The sequence below is a fragment of the Shewanella marinintestina genome, from assembly GCF_023283845.1.
GTDB lineage: Bacteria > Pseudomonadota > Gammaproteobacteria > Enterobacterales > Shewanellaceae > Shewanella > Shewanella marinintestina.
In genome coordinates this window covers 35,537-55,160 of the sequence record NZ_JAKILC010000003.1, presented here as the reverse complement: position 1 = coordinate 55,160, position 19,624 = coordinate 35,537, and the positions used below count along the sequence as shown (strand labels likewise).

General features: G+C 40.5%; 15 protein-coding genes. 8 read left to right on the top strand and 7 right to left on the bottom strand.

Annotated elements, in window-relative coordinates:
• Window positions 1–48: 48 nt before the first annotated feature.
• Complete coding sequence (locus L2747_RS04155) at window positions 49–822, bottom strand: hypothetical protein (protein WP_248997838.1); 774 nt, start codon at window positions 820–822, stop codon at window positions 49–51.
• A gap of 594 nt (window positions 823–1,416) precedes the next feature.
• Between L2747_RS04155 and L2747_RS04150 the strand changes: the two genes are divergently transcribed.
• The 8 genes from L2747_RS04150 to rfbC all read left to right on the top strand — a co-directional run bounded on the left by L2747_RS04150 (window position 1,417) and on the right by rfbC (window position 12,808).
• A complete protein-coding gene (locus L2747_RS04150; protein ID WP_248997837.1) occupies window positions 1,417–2,532 on the top strand; it encodes a Fic family protein in 1,116 nt (371 codons plus the stop codon).
• A 1,389-nt stretch (window positions 2,533–3,921) separates the two neighbouring features.
• Window positions 3,922–4,284, top strand: coding sequence for a helix-turn-helix domain-containing protein (locus tag L2747_RS04145; RefSeq protein ID WP_248997836.1), 363 nt, complete (start codon window positions 3,922–3,924; stop codon window positions 4,282–4,284).
• Between the two features lie 684 nt (window positions 4,285–4,968).
• Window positions 4,969–6,912: a polysaccharide biosynthesis protein gene (locus L2747_RS04140; RefSeq protein ID WP_248997835.1), complete on the top strand. Its 1,944-nt coding sequence runs from the start codon at window positions 4,969–4,971 to the stop codon at window positions 6,910–6,912.
• 190 nt (window positions 6,913–7,102) lie between these two features.
• Window positions 7,103–7,999, top strand: coding sequence for a glucose-1-phosphate thymidylyltransferase RfbA (rfbA, locus tag L2747_RS04135; protein ID WP_283107173.1), 897 nt, complete (start codon window positions 7,103–7,105; stop codon window positions 7,997–7,999).
• A 12-nt stretch (window positions 8,000–8,011) separates the two neighbouring features.
• Window positions 8,012–9,052 (top strand): dTDP-glucose 4,6-dehydratase, encoded by a 1,041-nt coding sequence (gene rfbB / locus L2747_RS04130; protein WP_248997834.1) that lies wholly within the window; start codon window positions 8,012–8,014, stop codon window positions 9,050–9,052.
• A gap of 188 nt (window positions 9,053–9,240) precedes the next feature.
• On the top strand, window positions 9,241–10,407 hold the full coding sequence (locus tag L2747_RS04125; protein WP_248997833.1) for a nucleotide sugar dehydrogenase: 1,167 nt from the start codon (window positions 9,241–9,243) through the stop codon (window positions 10,405–10,407).
• A 270-nt stretch (window positions 10,408–10,677) separates the two neighbouring features.
• Window positions 10,678–11,688 (top strand): NAD-dependent epimerase, encoded by a 1,011-nt coding sequence (locus tag L2747_RS04120; RefSeq protein ID WP_248997832.1) that lies wholly within the window; start codon window positions 10,678–10,680, stop codon window positions 11,686–11,688.
• Between the two features lie 553 nt (window positions 11,689–12,241).
• A complete protein-coding gene (rfbC, locus tag L2747_RS04115) occupies window positions 12,242–12,808 on the top strand; it encodes a dTDP-4-dehydrorhamnose 3,5-epimerase (RefSeq protein WP_248997831.1) in 567 nt (188 codons plus the stop codon).
• A 188-nt stretch (window positions 12,809–12,996) separates the two neighbouring features.
• Here the strand turns inward: rfbC and hepT are convergent, their stop codons facing one another.
• From hepT to L2747_RS04085, 6 genes are all read right to left on the bottom strand, one after another.
• A complete protein-coding gene (gene hepT / locus L2747_RS04110; protein WP_248997830.1) occupies window positions 12,997–13,401 on the bottom strand; it encodes a type VII toxin-antitoxin system HepT family RNase toxin in 405 nt (134 codons plus the stop codon).
• Entirely contained in the window at window positions 13,394–13,816 is a 423-nt protein-coding gene (gene mntA / locus L2747_RS04105) for a type VII toxin-antitoxin system MntA family adenylyltransferase antitoxin (RefSeq protein ID WP_248997829.1), read from the bottom strand. The genes hepT and mntA overlap by 8 nt, the downstream gene beginning before the upstream one ends.
• A gap of 196 nt (window positions 13,817–14,012) precedes the next feature.
• The gene (locus L2747_RS04100) at window positions 14,013–15,395 is read right to left on the bottom strand and encodes a CDP-glycerol glycerophosphotransferase family protein (protein WP_248997828.1); all 1,383 of its coding nucleotides are present in this window, start codon (window positions 15,393–15,395) and stop codon (window positions 14,013–14,015) included.
• A 2-nt stretch (window positions 15,396–15,397) separates the two neighbouring features.
• Entirely contained in the window at window positions 15,398–15,844 is a 447-nt protein-coding gene (locus L2747_RS04095) for an adenylyltransferase/cytidyltransferase family protein (protein WP_248997827.1), read from the bottom strand.
• Between the two features lie 53 nt (window positions 15,845–15,897).
• Window positions 15,898–17,382: a sugar phosphate nucleotidyltransferase gene (locus L2747_RS04090; RefSeq protein ID WP_248997826.1), complete on the bottom strand. Its 1,485-nt coding sequence runs from the start codon at window positions 17,380–17,382 to the stop codon at window positions 15,898–15,900.
• A 10-nt stretch (window positions 17,383–17,392) separates the two neighbouring features.
• Window positions 17,393–19,528 carry an exopolysaccharide biosynthesis polyprenyl glycosylphosphotransferase gene (locus tag L2747_RS04085; protein WP_248997825.1) on the bottom strand — a complete coding sequence of 712 codons (2,136 nt, stop codon included), beginning with the start codon at window positions 19,526–19,528 and terminating at the stop codon, window positions 17,393–17,395.
• Between the last annotated feature and the right edge of the window lie 96 nt (window positions 19,529–19,624).

The following is a 19,624-nucleotide window of genomic DNA, read 5'->3' as shown; positions in this document are numbered from 1 at the left end:
ACTATTATATTTTAAGGTTGTTTCTGTTGTCGGGACAAATACCATTTATTAAAACTTTATATCCTTAAACGACTTATTTTTAATGGCGGCATCAAAGTGTCCTCGGTTAATTCCGGTCATTTTCCAGTGAATAGTAGTATCACCTGCTAAACATTCAAGGTAGCTTTCTACAATAGAGCTAACATGAAGGCGAATTTGTTCTAAATATTGATAAGGGTTAATGACATATTTATTGGCTTCAACGGGATCTTTTGTATATAAGTTTCTCCATAACCCATATTGAAGTCTGGTGACAGTTGTCAGCAAGGCAAATATAGCTAATCTTGTCGTTAAGCTCCCATGGCGTTTTATTAGTGCATTGTCGCAAAAAAGACCAAGTTTACTTGCTTTATAACTCGAGTTTATCGATCTATTTAATAATGCTGTAGAATAAAAATGATACTTCCCAGAACCATCATCAAGGTTGTTGAAAGCTAATGATAGTGTTTCTCTAGGCTCTATACTTCTAAAAGTAGTAACAAACCGCCTCAATTCATCCTCGATTTCATTAAAGATTAAACACATAACAACGGCCTGCGTTGGTTCGATATAAAACTGACTTTGTGAACACTTTGACTTACAGATTGCTTCAAGTTTTTTAAAGTCAATAGCCTCTAACTTATTGAGTAGTAAACTAGAGTCCCATTCTTTTTTTAAAATTAATTTAGGTAGTACTAAATGTTTACACGCATTTTCGCGAAGAGAGGAAAAGTCGCTGCATTTTTGTTGTTTCTCTTCGAAATCGTTAAAACAAAATAACCCAAAACTATCTTTGATATCCATAATATACTCACTTCTGTTTAAATTTAAAAGATAGAATACTAACTTGGTTACGTCAAAGGTCTGTTTTTAAACAGTATTTTGAATTGCGGATCGCAGTAAAGAATCTTAACTAACAAGGCAAAATATAGTCGCAACGTTCAGCTTAATCTTCTGGTTTGAGGTGTTCTTTCTGTGCTTAAGAGCAAGTATTTTTGGGCTCATATACGGATATCAAAGCATTGAGTGAGTTATTCGGGGAAATCAAACTTTCAGTTGAGTATTTGCCGTGAGTTTTATCACTTTGTCATCTCAATCAACACTGTCTCAAACGCACTGATATTGGCCGTTTTCAGTCTCATGCGAGAGGGGCTGTGCGCAGAAAACCCTTAAATTGAAAGAGAAATACTGGTATTTGTTGAATTCAGTAGAATAGCGCTAACCATTTAGCTTGTTTTTATTGTTTTTATTGTTTCATTTCAAATTGTTATGCGTTCTTTTTGGCAGATAACAACATTTAACCTGTCAATCGACAGACTTATGATGATTTGATTATTCCTTCTAATCGCATCATACTGTGATTAGAATATAGTGTTTAATCGAATCAAAGAGCAGTCTATGTGGATATGGGAGCAAACAGAGTGGCCAGTATTTACCTGGGACAAAGCACGCATCGAGCCACTCCTGAGGGAGACTCGGCTTAATCAGGGTATTTTGTTGGGTAAAGTCTCTGCTCAGTCATTGGATCATAAGCAAAGTATGCTTGATACTTTATTAAGCAATATTGTTCACTCGAGTGCCATCGAGGGGGAGAAACTAAATGTTTTTTCGGTACGTTCATCACTTGCTAATAAACTGGGTGTGTCTGAAGATAAACCGTTTCCTATAACAGAGCAATCAGATGGATTAGCCGAGATCATGGTTGATGCGGTAGAGCGTCTGGATGAGTCATTTACGCTCGAACGACTATTGGGGTGGCATGAGAAATTGTTTCCTAAAGGCGACACGATCTTTAACCCTGTGATAGGAGGACAATGGCGAGGTGATGCTCCTATGCAAGTGGTTTCTGGACGAATTGATCGGCCTGTTGTTCACTTTGAAGCGCCGCCTAGAGCAGTTCTTGAAGATGAGCTTAGTCGTTTTGAGGATTGGTTTAATGAGTCGAAAACAGATGCATTGCTTGACCCTTTATTGAGAGCGGCAATAACACACCTCTGGTTTGTGACTTTGCATCCCTTAGATGACGGCAATGGTCGGATAACTCGGTTACTCACCGATTTGGCTTTAGCCCAAGCCGATAAACTATCGGTACGATTTTATGCAATGTCAGTGGGGATCATGGCAAACCGAAAAAGCTACTATGAAATCTTAGAGAGCACGCAGAAAGGCGATCTTGATATTACGCAGTGGCTGGTTTGGTTTTGTAAAGTGCTTAATGAGACTTTTAGCAACGTTTTACACGATATTGAGCAAACCATACAAAAGGTTAATTACTGGAGAGCGGTTGATCAAACAAAACTCACGACAGAGCATATGAAAGTACTTAATCGTATGTTAGATGGGGACTTTCTGGACGGTATAAATACGAGTCAATACCATAAAGTTGCAAAAGTCAGTAAGCCCACGGCATCGCGCCATCTTGCTTATTTAGTAGAAATAGGCTGCTTGCAAAGATCAGGTTCCGGTGGCCGAAGTACCCGGTACATTCTAAATCAAACTGCTCAAAATGGATGAAGCCCAAAATGCTAACATTTAGGGTTGCGTATTTGTTAGTGCGCAACCAATAGCGCTAACCATTTACCTGCATTACCAATCGAAACTCTCGCTATCTTGAAAGGCACCTCCAGCAGCTGTAACGGTTCCAGTGGTGAACGTAACACCAAGTAATGCACTTTCTGGTGGCAAAGTTATTCAGGATAATTTTGGCTATTCCTTTGGCAATTTTAGTTCACCACTACACCCCCCATCAATAATATTTGGACGCCATACCGTGACCTTCTTAACGGTTTGTTCTTACTATAGGTCGCAGCAATGCGCATTGTTTTTAGTAAAAGCTCGCAGTAGCAACTTGATGGTTACTCTTAGTAATACTTTGTTGCACCTTGATGCGATGGTTACTTCAGGTAGTCGCTGGGTTATTACTTGTTGAGGGGGAGATTAAGTTATTAAATATCGACACAGAGGGAGCACATATAACTAATAATGTATAACCATTTAGTTTTTAATTGTTATTTATTTCAATTGATTACGGTGTGCTTTGTTGCGGGTGACAACTGTTAACCTGTTAATGGACAGACTGTTGATGATTTGATCCCCTTCTAATCGCATCATACTGTGATCCGAATAGAGTGTTTAATCGAATCAAAAAACAGTCTATATGGATATGGGAGCAAACAAAATAGCCTGGATATACCAGGCAAAGCCCGCATTGGGGCTCCTCCGAGCTGGCTTGAACTGGGGACTTTGTTGCGGGGACTATCAGCTAAGTCATTGGAGTATAGGCAAAGTATGCTTGATACCTCTCCTATCGATACAAGAGCCTGATTTTGGGTCGTTAACAAAGCAACATGATCTAGTTGCTCTGAATAAAACGTCACATGGGATAAATAAAGTTATTTTATATCTTAGTCAACATAGCCTCAGATGGTTCTATAGTTAAAGACTGTTCAGTTTTAAGCGCTGGAGTTTGCTAAGCTCCCAGAGCTTAAAGGGAAATAATGGTGTTTTTATTGCACGCTTAAAATGCGCTGCTTTTCAAATCAGGCATAGTCAAAACGCCTTAGCGCTATTTTGAGTGCGTGTTCACAATATTTAATGAGCTATTTTAGGTTCATTAAATCTATAGAAACTGACTTAATGTTCTTAAAATGACTCAGCAATTCGATTTGTTGTCAATTAATGCGCGGTTATGGGAATAATAATGTGGAGGGATATAATACAATTTGAAGACGTTTTACACTGACTCGACATATTTGTTTTACCCATAAGCACTTTCATTTGCTCGCAAGGAATTGAGGGCTTAATAACTCGTTCATATATGAAAGTGGGATCCCACAAATTGTGCGAGAGTACCGTATTTCGGATGTATAAATTAAAAAATGATTGATGAGAGTGTTGTTAATAATGGAAAAGTCATCGGGTAATGCAGGGCGCCCTACTTTGAGTGCTAAACGTTCAAAAATGGGCCCTAATGAAAAAGATGCACTGATGTTAGCTGTGAGTCGGGATTTGCTAACAGGGACAAAAACAACTGGACAGGCTCTGAGGTTTTTACGGGTTGAACTGTTGTCACTTAACCAAGAGCAATATGCGCGGATGGTCGGTGTCACTAGAAAAATACTCTCCGAAATAGAAAGCGATAGGTCAAAAGCGAATGTTTGTGTGCTCAACAGGGTGTTAAGAGGTGTTGGTTTATATGCCGCTATTTTACCGCGTGACAATTTCACAAAAGATGAACTATTTAAAGAGTTCAAATATATTGAATAATTTGGATACTGACGTCATTAACGCTATACGGTTGAATCGGGATAACATTTTTTATGTCATATTGAGCAAGAGTACACATGTCCTTTAAGTTGCCTTAATCTAGGATGATTTTGATTAACTAAGCGAAAATTAAACGCAAATGGTTCAACACGCTGAGAGACGAAAAATCGATAAGTGGTGAGCCTTGTGTATGCTTATTTTCTATAGCTCAGCGAATATGAGCTTCAAGTTAAATCAAAAAGTGCTTTTGACTACGTTTAATCAATCAAGTAATCGAGATTACTCCTCATTAAAGCAGCTGGAATAGTAAGGCTTCTTCCCTAAGCTGTGTAGGCGATTGGCTCATATTGAATTTAACCACAACGGTGTTGTTATATAAGGCCTATACTTATTATCGGGCACATTATTATCTTGTCAGCGCAGAGACTTGAGTTTATTGGCATTATAGCAAGTGAACCAGAGGATAGCGGATCCCCTATCATCGTTGGAAAAGTGTACTGTTTACGTCCCCACGATACTTGCCTAACTTAGGTTGCGGTTTTTTTAGCTAAGTGGGTCATTTTTAGTTGAGTGCTAGCAGCACTTTGGTATTGAAATATGCTATTATCCGCCCCGCTATATCATTATTTCTCAGTTACTAAGTAGTCGTATTTTATGAAGCCTCAGAGCCAAATGGATCAAAAAATGGATTTTTTGCAGTGTTTGTTTTCGTTAAAACGAGTGGAAAAACGAATTGTTAGTGTCTTAATCGACTCGTTATTTTTAGTAATAGCGTTTTGGGGCGCGGTACTCGTGCGTGTGGACGATATCAGCGCATTAACCAATGGTAGCTACTGGTTACTTGCTGTTAGTGTGGTGCCAATAAGTATTCTAGGATTTGCCAAACTTGGGCTATACCGCGCGGTATTACGCTATATGGGGTTACAAGCACTCACTGCTATTTTGTTGGGGGTACTAGTCTCTACCGTTAGCTTAGTATTATTCGCTTACTATTTTGAGTCACAATTGCCGAGAACGGTACCTATTATCTACGCCGCGTTCTCAATCGTGTTTATTGGTGGTACACGTACCATGGTACGCGCTTTTGTTGGCACAGGAATGAAGCGGGTCGGTGAACCTGTCATTATTTATGGCGCAGGAGTGAGTGGTCGCCAACTGGTCACCGCTTTAGTACAAAGTCACGAATATTACCCTTTTGCTTTCGTTGATGACGATACCACCTTGCATGGTACTGTCATTCAAGGTGTGCATGTGCATTCACCGTCAATCATGCGCAAGCTTATTCGTGAAAAACAAGCAACGAAAGTGTTGCTGGCACTACCTAGTGCATCACGCTCGCGTAGAAAAGAGATTTTGTTGTCATTAGAGCAGCTTGCTGTACAGGTGCTGACGTTACCTGCAATGGCCGACTTAGTCAGCGGCAATAAGCTTTATAGTGATATTAAAGAAGTTGAAATTGATGATCTTCTTGGGCGTGACAGTGTTAGCCCACGTGATGATTTAATGACGGCGAATATCAAAGATAAAGTGGTCATGGTGACAGGGGCTGGTGGTTCTATTGGTTCTGAGTTATGTCGTCAAATTATTAAGCAATCACCTAAAAAGCTGGTGTTATTCGAGCTGTCAGAATTTGGTTTGTATTCAATTGAACGAGAACTCTCTGCAATGGCGACGAGTCTTGGATTAGATATTGAGATCTACCCGATGCTAGGCTCAGTTCAGCGTAAAAATCGTATAACAGCGGTTATGGAAGCCTTTGAGGTGCAAACGGTTTATCATGCCGCTGCATACAAACATGTGCCATTAGTTGAGCACAATGTTGTTGAAGGCGTTCGCAATAACGTATTTGGTACGCTTTATACTGCTCAAGCTGCGATAGCAGCAAAAGTAGAAACATTTGTTCTTATCTCTACCGATAAAGCCGTTCGACCAACCAATGTGATGGGCACCACTAAGCGTTTAGCAGAGCTTGGGTTACAAGCTTTAGCTAACGAATCACACTCCACTCGTTTTTGTATGGTACGTTTTGGTAATGTGTTGGGGTCGTCAGGTTCTGTTGTGCCATTATTTAGAAAGCAGATTGCTACAGGTGGTCCGGTTACCGTAACGCATCCTGAAATTACGCGTTTCTTTATGACGATCCCAGAAGCATCTCAGCTGGTAATTCAAGCGGGCGCTATGGGGAAAGGCGGTGATGTATTTGTTTTAGATATGGGCAACTCAGTTAAGATTGTCGATTTAGCAGCAAAAATGATCCGATTAAGCGGGTTTGATGTTAAAGATGATATTAATCCGGAAGGTGATATCGGCATCGAATTTAGTGGGTTACGTCCAGGTGAAAAACTGTATGAAGAACTATTAATTGGTGACGATGTTACCGGTACCGATCATGAGCGGATCATGACAGCCAATGAACAGTACTTACCTTGGCAAGAACTTGAGGTTATTCTGAAAAAACTTGATACAGCATGTCATGAATTTCAGCATGAGACTATCAGAGAAATTTTGTTGAGTGCACCTACAGGCTTTAATCCGACTGATGGCATTTGTGATTTGGTTTGGCAACAACGTGATGGTGAACAAGCACCAAGTTCTGAAGCTAAAAAAGTGCTTTCTATAGTCTCTTAACTAAACTCAATAGCGTTATTTAAAAGCCAGCTCGTTGAGCTGGTTTTTGTCGTTTTCAAAGCCTAATTAATGGTTAGGAACAGTTTGTGCTGATTAAATATTGCCTTGAAATCGTTACGTCTCATGTAGTGATTGTTTACATGTAGCGTTAATTTGTATTGTATCGAAACCTTATTGTTAGGTGCTTCATTTGGAAAATATTGTGGGTAATCATACGACTAAAGGGATAGTGTTAGCTGGTGGTGCAGGTTCACGCCTTTATCCTATTACTCGTGGGATCTCTAAACAACTATTGCCTGTTTATGACAAACCGATGATTTATTACCCGTTATCAGTATTGATGCTGGCGGGGATTAGAGACATATTGATTATAACTACTGCTGAAGAATCAATATTATTTCAACGCCTTCTTGGTGACGGTAGCGATTTTGGTGTACAGCTGACTTTTGCTATTCAGGAAAAGCCTGAAGGTATTGCCCAAGCATTTATTATTGCGGAAAGCTTCATCGGCAATGACAGTGTATGCCTCATTTTAGGAGATAATATTTTTTATGGGCAAGGCTTTAGTCAGTCTTTAAAATCTGCTGCTAAGCGGCGAGTTGGTGCGACAATTTTTGCTTATCAAGTGGATCAAGCTGAAAGGTTTGGAGTTGTTGAGTTTGATAAGGACTTTAACGCCCAGTCTATTGAAGAGAAACCTGTACAGCCTCAATCAAATTGGGCTGTCACGGGCCTTTATTTTTACGATAGCAAAGTGGTCAATATTGCCAAGAATTTAGCACCATCAGCGCGACAAGAGTTAGAGATCACTGATATCAATAAAGCGTATTTACAGTTGGGTGAGCTAAAGGTTGAAAAGTTAGGCCGTGGATTTGCTTGGTTGGATACCGGCACATTTGATAGTTTGCAACAAGCATCTTCTTATGTACAAACCATACAAACGGTTCAAGGTTTAAAGATTGCTTGTTTAGAAGAGATTGCTTGGCGAAGTAATTGGTTGTCAGATGGTGATATTGTTCGCTTAGCTCAGACAATGGCGCACAATAGCTACGGGCAGTACTTGCTTAATTTGGTACAAGATAAATGATGAGATTGACTCATGAGTAAGGTCATATTAGTCACTGGTGGCTCAGGGTTTATTGGTTCGGCATTAATACGGTTTCTGCTCAATCATACCGAACATCGTGTGGTTAATTTAGATAAATTAACTTATGCGAGTAATACTGAAAGCCTTATTGGTATAGCGTCTTCTAAACGCTACCATTTTGCGTTAGGCGACATTTGTGATCGTGCTTTTGTTACTCGAGTACTTAAAGAGTATCAACCAGATTGTCTAATGCATTTAGCCGCGGAAAGCCATGTTGATCGCTCTATCAATGGTGCTGGTGAGTTTATGCAAACCAATATTATTGGTACATATACGTTGCTTGAAGCAAGTCGTGAGTATCACGCCTCACTAGCTAAAGATAAAAGAGAGTGTTTTCGTTTTCATCATATCTCAACAGATGAAGTGTATGGAGACTTGGAAGAGGGCGCTTCATTTACTGAAAGTAGTCGCTATGATCCGAGTTCTCCCTATTCTGCAAGCAAGGCTGCGTCAGATCATTTAGTTCGCGCTTGGTATCGAACTTATGGATTACCAATCGTTGTCAGTAACTGCTCTAACAATTATGGTCCGTTTCAACATAAAGAAAAATTGATCCCGCAGACCATTAGCAATGCGTTAGCTGGCATGCCTATTCCTGTCTATGGTAATGGCTTACAAGTCCGTGATTGGTTGTATGTTGAAGATCATGTTAAAGCGCTCTATAGCGTGTTAACTGACGGAGTTGTTGGTCAGACTTATAATATTGGTGGCAACTGTGAAAAACGCAATATTGATATAGTTAACGCGATTTGTGAGCTTCTTGAAAAGTTAGTACCTGATAACCCTAATTCATTGGCCGCTAGCGGACATCCTCTTGGGTTTAAGCAACTTATTGTTCATGTTAAAGATAGGCCTGGGCATGATGTACGATATTCCGTTGACTCCAGTAAGGTTGAAAAAGAGTTGAACTGGGCACCTTTGGAGTCATTTGAAGCTGGATTAAAGAAAACGATAGAGTGGTATATTGAACAAGAAACCAAAGTTTCGGAATAGCGGCAATGAGTAATTGACTCAATAATTGCTAAAGTTAAAAAGGTGGAGTCTCGCTGTCAGGGGCTTTTTGAAAAGATAAAAGTGATCTGAGTATTTAGAATCACAGATCCCTTAGTCTGTAACCACTAAACAAGATTTTTTGGTTGTTTAGTGGTAATTTACGCTGACATTTTTTTAAAGGTTTTAAAATGAAAATTGCTATAGCAGGAACAGGCTATGTGGGCCTTTCAAACGCGGTATTATTGGCTCAGAATAATACCGTCGTTGCAGTTGATATCGTCCCTGAAAAAGTGGAAATGATTAATAATAGGCAATCTCCTATAGCAGATGCTGAAATTGAGGATTACTTATCTAACCGTAAGCTTGATCTTGCCGCTACATTAGATAAGAAGCTAGCTTATCAAGACGCTGATTATGTCGTGATTGCAACACCTACAGATTATGACACGGAGTCCAATTACTTTAATACGTCTTCAGTTGAAGCTGTTATTCAAGATGTCATGGCTATTAACCCCAATGCAGTTATGATTATTAAGTCAACCGTACCTGTTGGGTACACTGAGTCAGTAAAACAAAGGTTTGGTTCTCAGAATATTCTTTTCTCACCAGAGTTTTTACGCGAAGGTCGAGCACTTTACGACAATTTACATCCGTCGCGTATTATTATCGGTGAGCGTTCCGATCGTGCAGAAGTCTTCGCTAACTTACTCAGCCAAGCTGCTGTAAAAGAGAACATCGATATTCTTTATACTGAATCGACAGAAGCTGAAGCCGTTAAGCTATTTTCAAATACTTATCTTGCGATGCGCGTAGCCTACTTTAATGAATTGGATAGCTATGCAGAGTCTCATGGCCTTGATACACGTCAAATTATTGAAGGTGTAGGCTTAGACCCGCGTATTGGCAGCCATTATAATAACCCGTCTTTTGGTTATGGTGGTTACTGTTTACCTAAAGACACAAAGCAACTACGCGCAAATTATCAGGATGTGCCGAACAGTCTTATTAGTGCGATTGTTGATGCTAATTCTACCCGTAAAGACTTTATTGCTGATTCAATTATTAAAAAGAAGCCTAAAATAGTTGGTGTATATCGATTAATTATGAAGTCAGGTTCTGATAACTTCCGCGCATCTTCTATTCAAGGCATTATGAAGCGCATAAAGGCTAAAGGGATTGAGGTTGTTGTTTTTGAGCCTGTACTTACCGAGCCAGAGTTTTTTAATTCTCGTGTAATGCAAGACCTGAATGAATTTAAGCAAGTTGCGGATGTCATAGTATCGAACCGAATGGTTGACGAGCTTGCGGATGTTGCTGGCAAAGTCTACACACGTGATCTGTTTGGATCGGATTGATTCAAAGAAGATCATAGGGAAAGAAAGGTTCTAGGTAAAAAACTAAGAAGATTAAAGCAAAAGCGGGACAAGCTGAAACGGAAAAGCGGAACGGCCTGCGGCCTACAAAACGCTTTACTTACGGAGTACGGAACGCTGCGCTGACGGTTAAAAGCTGTAAGCTCGAAGGCAACGCTGTTTTGTTTTTGATTTCCCTAGTAGGACGTAGTCCGTCCTCGGAGCGGAGCGCCCTAGGTCCTAGAACCTTGTTTTTAAGAAAAAGAGAATTTTATGAAGTATTTAGTAACAGGTGCAGCAGGTTTTATCGGTGCTAAAGTGAGTGAGCGCTTATGTGCGGCTGGTCATGAAGTGGTTGGTATCGATAATATCAACGATTATTATGATGTAAATTTAAAATTAGATCGCCTTAAAAATCTAGAGTCACAAGCTCTTTTTTCATTTAAGAAATTAGATTTGGCGGATAGGGAAGGCATCGCTGAACTGTTTGCTGATGAAGGTTTTGATAGAGTTGTCCACCTAGCGGCGCAAGCGGGTGTGCGTTACTCTATTGATAATCCTATGGCTTATGCCGATAGTAATTTGGTTGGCCATTTAACTATTCTGGAAGGCTGTCGTAATCACAAGATCAAGCACTTAGTGTATGCATCTTCAAGTTCTGTTTATGGTCTTAACTCAAAAATGCCGTTCTCAACAGATGACAGTGTTGATCATCCAATCTCTTTATATGCGGCGACTAAAAAAGCCAATGAGCTGATGTCACACACTTATTCTCATCTTTATGGGATCCCGACTACAGGCTTGCGTTTTTTTACTGTTTACGGTCCATGGAGTCGTCCTGATATGGCGCTGCTAAAGTTCACCAATAAGATAGTCAAAGGTGAACCTATTGATGTTTACAATCACGGAAATCTAAGCCGAGACTTCACTTATATTGATGATATTGTCGAAGGAATCATCCGTATTCAAGATTGTATCCCAGCAGCTAATCCAGAGTGGAAAGCTGAACATGCTACACCCGCAACTAGTTCAGCGCCTTACCGTGTGTTCAATATCGGCAACGGTAGCCCGGTTAAATTGATGGATTATATATCTGCGCTAGAAAAATCTCTGGGAATTGAAGCCATTAAAAATATGATGGACATGCAGCCTGGTGATGTTCATTCAACTTGGGCAGATACTGAAGACTTGTTTAAGACTGTGGGTTATAAGCCACAAACTAGCGTTGAAGAAGGCGTACAAAAGTTTGCTGATTGGTATAAAGCGTATTATTTGAAAGGCTAAGAAGGTCCTAGGTTCTAGGAAAAGCAGGTCCTAGGTAAGAGCAAAGACGATAAGCAAAGATAGTAAAACGGAACGGCCTGCGGCCTCACTGATTACGGAACGTTCGCAGGCTCATTCACGGAACGCTGCGCTGACGGTTAGGGCTAAGAAGAGCCTAGGTTCTTGGAAAGTAGGCCTAGGTAAGAGCAAAGATGGTAAAGCAGAACGGCCTGCTGCCTCATTGATTACGGAACGTTCGCGGGCTCACTCACGGAACGCTGCGCTGACGGTTAAGGCTAAGAATTACCTAGGTTCTAGGGCAAGCAGGTTCTAGGTGAGAGCTGAGACGGTAAAGCGGAACGGCCTGCGGCCTCACTGATTACGGAACGTTCGCAAGCTCACTCACGGAAGGCAGATGGTTACAGACCGATAAAAGCCAGACAAGTAACTGCTGGAAAGAGCTGTAAGGTCAAAGGCAACTCTGTTTTGCTTTTGATTTCCTAGTAGGACGTAGCCCGCCCTTGGAGCGAAGCGTTCGTCTTCGCTTTTTTAAACCTTATTTTAAAAGACCACGATGAAATTAATACCTACTTCTATTGCTGACGTGTTGCTGTTTGAGCCAAAGGTATTTGGTGATGAACGTGGTTTCTTTATGGAAACCTTTCGTCAGTCAGAGTTTGACGCCTTATTTGCTGAGGCCGGTTCTATTTGCCCTCAATTCGTACAAGAAAATATGAGCCGTTCGCAAAAGCATGTGCTGCGTGGGTTGCATTATCAAGAAGTACATCCCCAAGGTAAGCTTATACGTGTCACTGCGGGAAGTATCTTTGATGTTGCTGTGGATATTCGGAAAGGCTCGAAGACATATGGGCAATGGTTTGGACACATATTGTCAGCCGATAATCGGTTGCAGATGTATATTTCTCCAGGTTTCGCTCACGGTTTTTTCACTTTAAGTGAATACGCTGACATTCTCTATAAATGTACTGACTATTATGCGCCTGAGTTTGAACGATGCATTGCATGGGATGACCCTGGGTTAAATATTCAATGGCCGCTAGACGAAGGCGTTGAGCCGATTTTATCGGAAAAAGATAAAAAGGCTAAGAAGGTTCTAGGTCCTAAGAAAAGCAGGTTCTAGGTTAAAGCAAAGACGGTAAAGCGGAACGGCCTACAGCCTAACGGAATACGGAACTTTCGCAGGCTCACTTACGGAATGCTGCGCTGACGGTTAAAACCAAAAAAGTTTGCAAGGTTAACGACAACGCAGGTGCGAGTTTGCTTTTGATTTTTCTAGCAGGCCGAAGGCCGTCCTCGGAGCGGAGCGTTCTAGAACCTTCTTTTAATTACTTCAATGAAGTCTTCAAAATCACTTAAATGATGCTTGATAACATGAATTACAATGTCAAGGTTTAACTCTTGATAGTCGTGTACCGCTATGTTTCTTAGTCCCACCATTTTTTTTAGATTATCAGCTAATTCTTCGTTCAGTACATTATTTTGTGCTAACAAGGTTAAGCTATCTCGGCTGCTTTGCGGTATACCGTATTGATGTTGGCGGTTTAAATGATTTGCTATATCAATGCAAGCTTCACAACTACGTTGCAGGTTTAGTATCACACTGTCTTGCAGTGTAAAATCTTGCTTAAATGCAGTGCCATCACCGTACACATCATTAATACGCTTTAGACAGCGTTTGATCGTGGCTATTTTATTGATGAGAATATCATTCATTGGTTGTTCCCTTATTGCTATGCGCCACGTTATTAGAAGTGAAATCAGCTAATATCATGCTTCTTTCCGCTTGTAGGTGTTGGTACATGGACATGGTTTTAACCGTAAAATAATTGTCTTCATTCTGGCTTCCCCATAGCAATTTCCCCTGAGTAATAACTTGTTGGCACAATACGGTTGATGCGGTATTTAAATCAATTAAATCGACATCGATATTGAGTTCACATGCTAATGTTTGAGCAAGTTGCCAACGGTTAAGGTTATCTAGTGCCTTAGCAGGCAATATAGCAATATCTAAATCGCTTTTAGCATGTTGCTCGCCACTAGCGAAGGAACCAAATAAATAGATAAGTTTTACATCTGGGACTTTAGCGAGAATGGAGTCAATCAAAAATGTTTTATTTAAATTAAACATAATTATAAAAATAGCCCATGTGACTTTATGGTTTTACTCAGTTGAGTGTACCACAGTGGGTTAAAGCTAAGAAGTTAAAGCCGACCAAGCTAAGACGGTACAAGCAAAGACAGTAAAGCGGTTATGGTATACGGAACGTTCGCAGGCTCACTCACGGAACGCTGCGCTGACGGTTAAGATTAAGGTTAAGAAGATCCTAGGATCTTCTTTTACTAACCCACTCCTCTAATGCTGAGAATGCATTTGGCGTATTCTTTCCCCAAAATAGCTCGGTTACTGCTTGATAGCTGTTTATATCGTTCTTCATATCGCTATTAGCGCAATCTTCACCAGGATAATGATTGTCTCTCATCTTATGTTTCTGCTTGGCAATAGACTCTGGTACAAGTTGCGCCAATAGTTCTTCAAAGTTTGTACATTTAGGTGCGAACTCTGGCAGCTTTGCTGCATAGTCGTACATATCGCGGCAATCTTGTTGGTAATGTTGTTCGTCAAAGCAGTAGAAGCATATTGGTGTGTTTAACGGTAGTGCATCAATAAACAATGATGAGTAATCGGTGATGAGTAGGTCAACCTGTTGTAAGAAGCCATATACATCTTCAAAGTGTGAAATATTAATAATATTGGCGTATTCAGTTAGCTCGTCAGCCAAGCTTGCTTCGTTTGGATGTAGCCGGAGTAGAAACAGTTGGTTATTGGCAACTAAGTGATTCGATAACTGTTGCCAATCAAAAGCACTGTTGTATGGATTATCCTGTTTGTGGCTATCTCTCCATGAAGGAACATATAAAATGATGTTCGGCTGAGTTGCTTGCTCGGAGGCGTCATGGATGTTCGGCTTTATTTTTTCTTGCTTGTTTGAGCTAAAAATTTCATCTAGCAGTTGGCGCTTGCTTGTGTAAAGTGCGTAGTAATCCGTTCTTGGGTTTGTTGCTCGTATCAACTCAACCCCATTAGTTACAGTCCCATTAGTTATAGAGCTATCAGCAGTATGAATATTAGAGCCTTCAGCTAAATAACGCTTCGAGCCGTTAAGTCTAAATGCGCTACTAAACAGAGAGTCGATAAGCACACTTGGGCTGAGCATTAAATCAGGTGTTATGCGTTGCTGGTGGGCAAATAGCCATTGCTTACACAGTGCTTTTTTGCCTTTAGGATTAAACACTGCCGCCATTGGTCCGTTATTAATATCAAACTCTATTTTCTTTAGGGGTAAACCATGCCACAAGTTTACTTTAGTGGCACCACCAGCCAACCACTGATTAATATCGCCAATATAACTATTATAGAAGTAGTACTTCGCCGTTAGCGCATGAAACATACCTAGTACTGACCATCTATAGTAAGCTTCATGACCTAACTCTGAGCATTGATGGATCACTTTTCTATTACCGCTTATCCAAATGCTGCGAATAAACTGATTTTGCTGCCAGTGTAAATACAAGTATTTGCTGTTATCACTAAAACTGTCTTTGTAGCTACCAAATACCGCTTTATTTGGATTTCTGGGCAGTACACACACTAATGTATAAATTAGCTTTCTTATTATTGCTTTTAGCCAAACCTTTAGCGTGTTCAATATTATTTCCCTTCTTTTCTTATTGGCATCTTTGTGTTGGTAGGGCCTTTATTGCCACGTGGTTTTTCTGCTAAATTATTTTTGATTTCAGTGGTAGATATTTCACCGGTTCTATCTAAGTATACAACTTCACACAAGATCCCCAGTTCGTCAAATTCGCCTTTCCAATCGTTACCCATACCAAAGATACTGACATCATGGCGACATATATCTTTTGCTTTTTGGTTCCAGCTATTCTCTGGTATCACCATGTCGACATATTGGCAGGCTTCTACAATTTCACTGCGTTGTAGGTAACTAAAAAAAGCCGCTTTGCCTTTTTTTGCATTAAATTCATCAGTCGATACCGCGACAATCAACTTGTCACCTAAAGCTCTTAGGCGCTTAAATAGACGCACATGGCCGTAATGAAATAGATCAAATGTTCCGTAAGTGATAATTGTTTTCATGGCGTTAGTCCTTATAGTGACAGTCGATAATTTTTCTATATTGAAAAATCGATTTAACCTAAAGTGGCCTTGCTGTGAGCTTTATTTCTATTATGTGATTGGGATAATTTAAACAGTTTTAACAATTTGGCTTTGGTCTTAAGTTGTGCGAATTCAGCTTCAATTAACATCTGCTCTTCATGTGTTATATCGTTATTTGAGTGCAACTGTATTGGTCCGTACAAGCCAAGTTCTTTGTTTGCAGTCAGGTTTTGCTCTGAGTATTTTTCTGTTGTTTCATCGTTCTGATAAGGTTTATTAAACGGGCTGCAACCTACGAGGTTTAGTTTGCCTGTAATGACTAAAATCAATTGCGGTAAACGACTTAAAAACAATGAGCCAACGTTCCAGCGCCAAGTGTTGAGCTTTTGATTATTAATGGTGACTTGTTGATGAAACAAGGGCTTATGACTTGAGCTCAACATCGCGATCACAATCAATAAGGGACTTAGCATTAGACCCGCTGAAAACAGTAAGCTAGCTGATAACCGTTGGAAGACCGATACGTTAGAGCCTGTATCATTAATGGCTATTGAATTATCGTTAAGCTGATTGGTTGCAATTAGGCTTTGGTCATTAATCTCGATATATCCACCGGAATCTGGTGTAATAAGTAATGACTGGCAAACAATGGCATTGCTGACGTTTAGGTCTTGCCCTACGTAGCTACCATCTAAAATAATGCAGTTGTTAAGAGTGCACTTTTTATCAATTAAGCAGTTACTCCCAACAATAACGTTTTGCTGCATATCAACGGATCCGTCAATTTGACTGTTGTCACCAATGACTCCCCATGCATTTTGAGTTCTCAATTGACCGGTTTTAGTTTTTGCGCCGACATAGAAACCATTCGCTGCAGTTGCGCTACTGATATATCGACCTTTTGGCGCTGAGCCAATGACTTTTGCCATTGCCATTGACTGGTTTGCTTGCATATAGTCGCTTAAGCTATCTAACATAAAGCAATCACCGTGAAGCACTTGGGTCACGTAATCACCTTCTAGCTGTTCTATTAATTTTTCAGTGTTAGCTAGTGGCCAATTCAGTGTTTCAGTATGTGCTCTAGCAGCTGGCAACATTAATAGCCCTGCATTTTGATTGTTGATTTTGGCTATAACAAAGCTATTTGGCATTTGCTCACTAAATCGTACAAACGACTTAATGCATGGGCTTCGAAGCATGTCTGCTCGGGCGAGCAATATCGATTGCGTTTTATCAAGTAGTAAGCGAGGAATGACTTTTGATGCGTCCTCCTGATCTCGGCTTAAAAAGTAGTCAATCTCTAATCCCCAGCGCTCACCATTGCCAATTGCAGCTTTTAGCTCATGAATTTGTGACGACACGACAAGCTTTACCTGCTTAATCCCCGTATTTGCAAGATCTTCCAGCGTGTATTCAATAATGCTTTTATTGCTAACAGGAAGCAAAGCAGGACAGTAAAACTGATTAAGTGGCATCAGCTCATTACCATTACGATTTGCAAAGATGATTGCTTGCATAGGGTGCTCCTTAATATGCGCCGCGGGCAAAAACAACCGCTGGTATGGTTTTTAACAGTAACCAGATGTCAGCCATCAGAGATTGCCTATAGATATACTCAATATCGAGTTCTACTTGCTGTTCAAAAGGAATCGTTGATCGACCTGAAACTTGCCAAATACAGGTAATCCCTGGTTTTACGGCTAAACGATTACGATGATGAGTACTGTATTGCTCAACTTCCGAGGCTAAGGCTGGACGGGGGCCGACTAATGACATATCGCCTTTTAGTACATTCCATAGCTGAGGTAGCTCATCAATTGAGGCTTTACGAATGAAGCGTCCAATGTTGGTTATTCTGGGGTCAGACTTCATTTTGAAGGTGACTCCGTCTGCCATTTCGTTGCTCTCTTGCAGTTGAGTCAGCCTATGTTCTGCATCTATGTACATTGAGCGGAATTTCCACATATTAAATGGACGGTTATGCAGTCCCGCACGAGGCTGTTTAAATAAAACGGGTCCCCTAGAGGTCACTTTTATTAAAAGTGCAGTCATTAAAAATACCGGCAGAAGAAGTGCTAATAACAACGCTGATACCATGATATCGAAGCAACGTTTAACGGTACGGCTAAGCCTTAGATTGAGGTCAAATAGGGCCCGACGAGCATTTGCTCTTGTGCCATCAAAGGCAGGGGCCGTTACGGCTCGCCTAGCTGCTTTTTCGTATTGCTTCTTCAGCTTTATTTTTTGCAGAGCTTCACTGGCTTCGCTTTGCGCTGACATGGACGGCGAGCGCTCACTCATTGTTAAACTATCTTTAGTTGATAGCTGCTTTAACTGACGGTTTTCACGCCATACTCTGTATAGAAAAGCTGGACTACCAATTATATAGCGTTGCCACATTCGAGTTGGCTCTTGTAATAACCGATATGTCCACTCTAGACCCATCTGCCTTAGCCATAAGGGCGCGCGTTTTACCCGCTCAGCATAAAAGTCAAACAAACCACCAACACCAATACCGACTTTGCAGTTAAGTTTTGCTTTATTCTCAGCCAACCACATTTCTTGTTTTGGTGCGCCCATTGCGACTAATAAAATATCTGCTTCGGAGTGATTAATCGCGTCAATGACTTGTAAGTTTTCTTTGCTAGTGGCGTCAGTATTAAAGTAACCGTGATGGCAACCGACAATTTTGAGTTTGGGATAACGCTGCTGCATATTTTTTGCGGCAATACTAGCGACATTGCTTTGCCCGCCAAGCATATAAATTGATAATTGTTGTTCTGCTGCTAGCTGGCAAAGACGAGGAAACATGTCTGTGCCGTTGAGGTTGTCGAGTAGCGCTTGGTTTTTGCTTAAGCAAGCTACTCTAACCCCTATACCATCGGCAAAGACGCGTTGGCTTTGCTGTAAACACTGACGATAGTTTTCATTAGCCGTACTGATATTTAGGCAGTCGGCATTAACAAAAGCGTATTGCTGCATAGCACCTTTGAAGGCGGTACTCTGCTTAGGTACGTTTTTACCATTGCTGTTACAACTAAAAAGAATTTCCTCTAAAAGTTGCGTCATTGTCCAATTATTTAGCGTGATGCCAAAGACTGCGATAGTGGCACAATGTTTTGGGTGAGATTTGAAAAAAAGTTTAAATAATGCGTTTAGAGTCATAATCCTAACTAGCGCTAATAGGTAGCGGGCTAGGTTGCTGTGGGCTCGATTTATTGCTTGGTTACTATCTTCAAATGTGAGCCCTGTAAGGCTATTTAACTGCGCTATTGATAGGATCCCTGGTTTAACCTCTGGAACCATTTGGGCTCGTTTTTGAGGATAACTCTGTTGTTCAGTTGATGGTGTTATTGCCGATTCTGTGATGATGGAAAACCTAAATTGGCTACCGACTATATGGATGTCACCCGTAATTAAATTGATGATATTAGGAAGTTTTTTGAACCAGCCATTATAGCTAAACTGATACAGCGAAATGATTTGTTTATTGACACCTTTGATATACACGCACTCAATAACAGGGCCAGCTGTAAAAGCACTCCTAAGGCAAGCAAATAACATAAATGGACTTGCAACCACCATCAGCAATAAGCCACAAATAAGCTCAAAACTACGAATAGTTAAACGAGATTGCGTTACGTACGCTGCAGAGTTTTTCATATTCGCACCTTAGAGTTAATGAGCAGGCAGTTGATATATGTAATGTTATTTACAACTTTGCATATATCAGGCCATTTTTTAAGTTGCTGTTTTAAA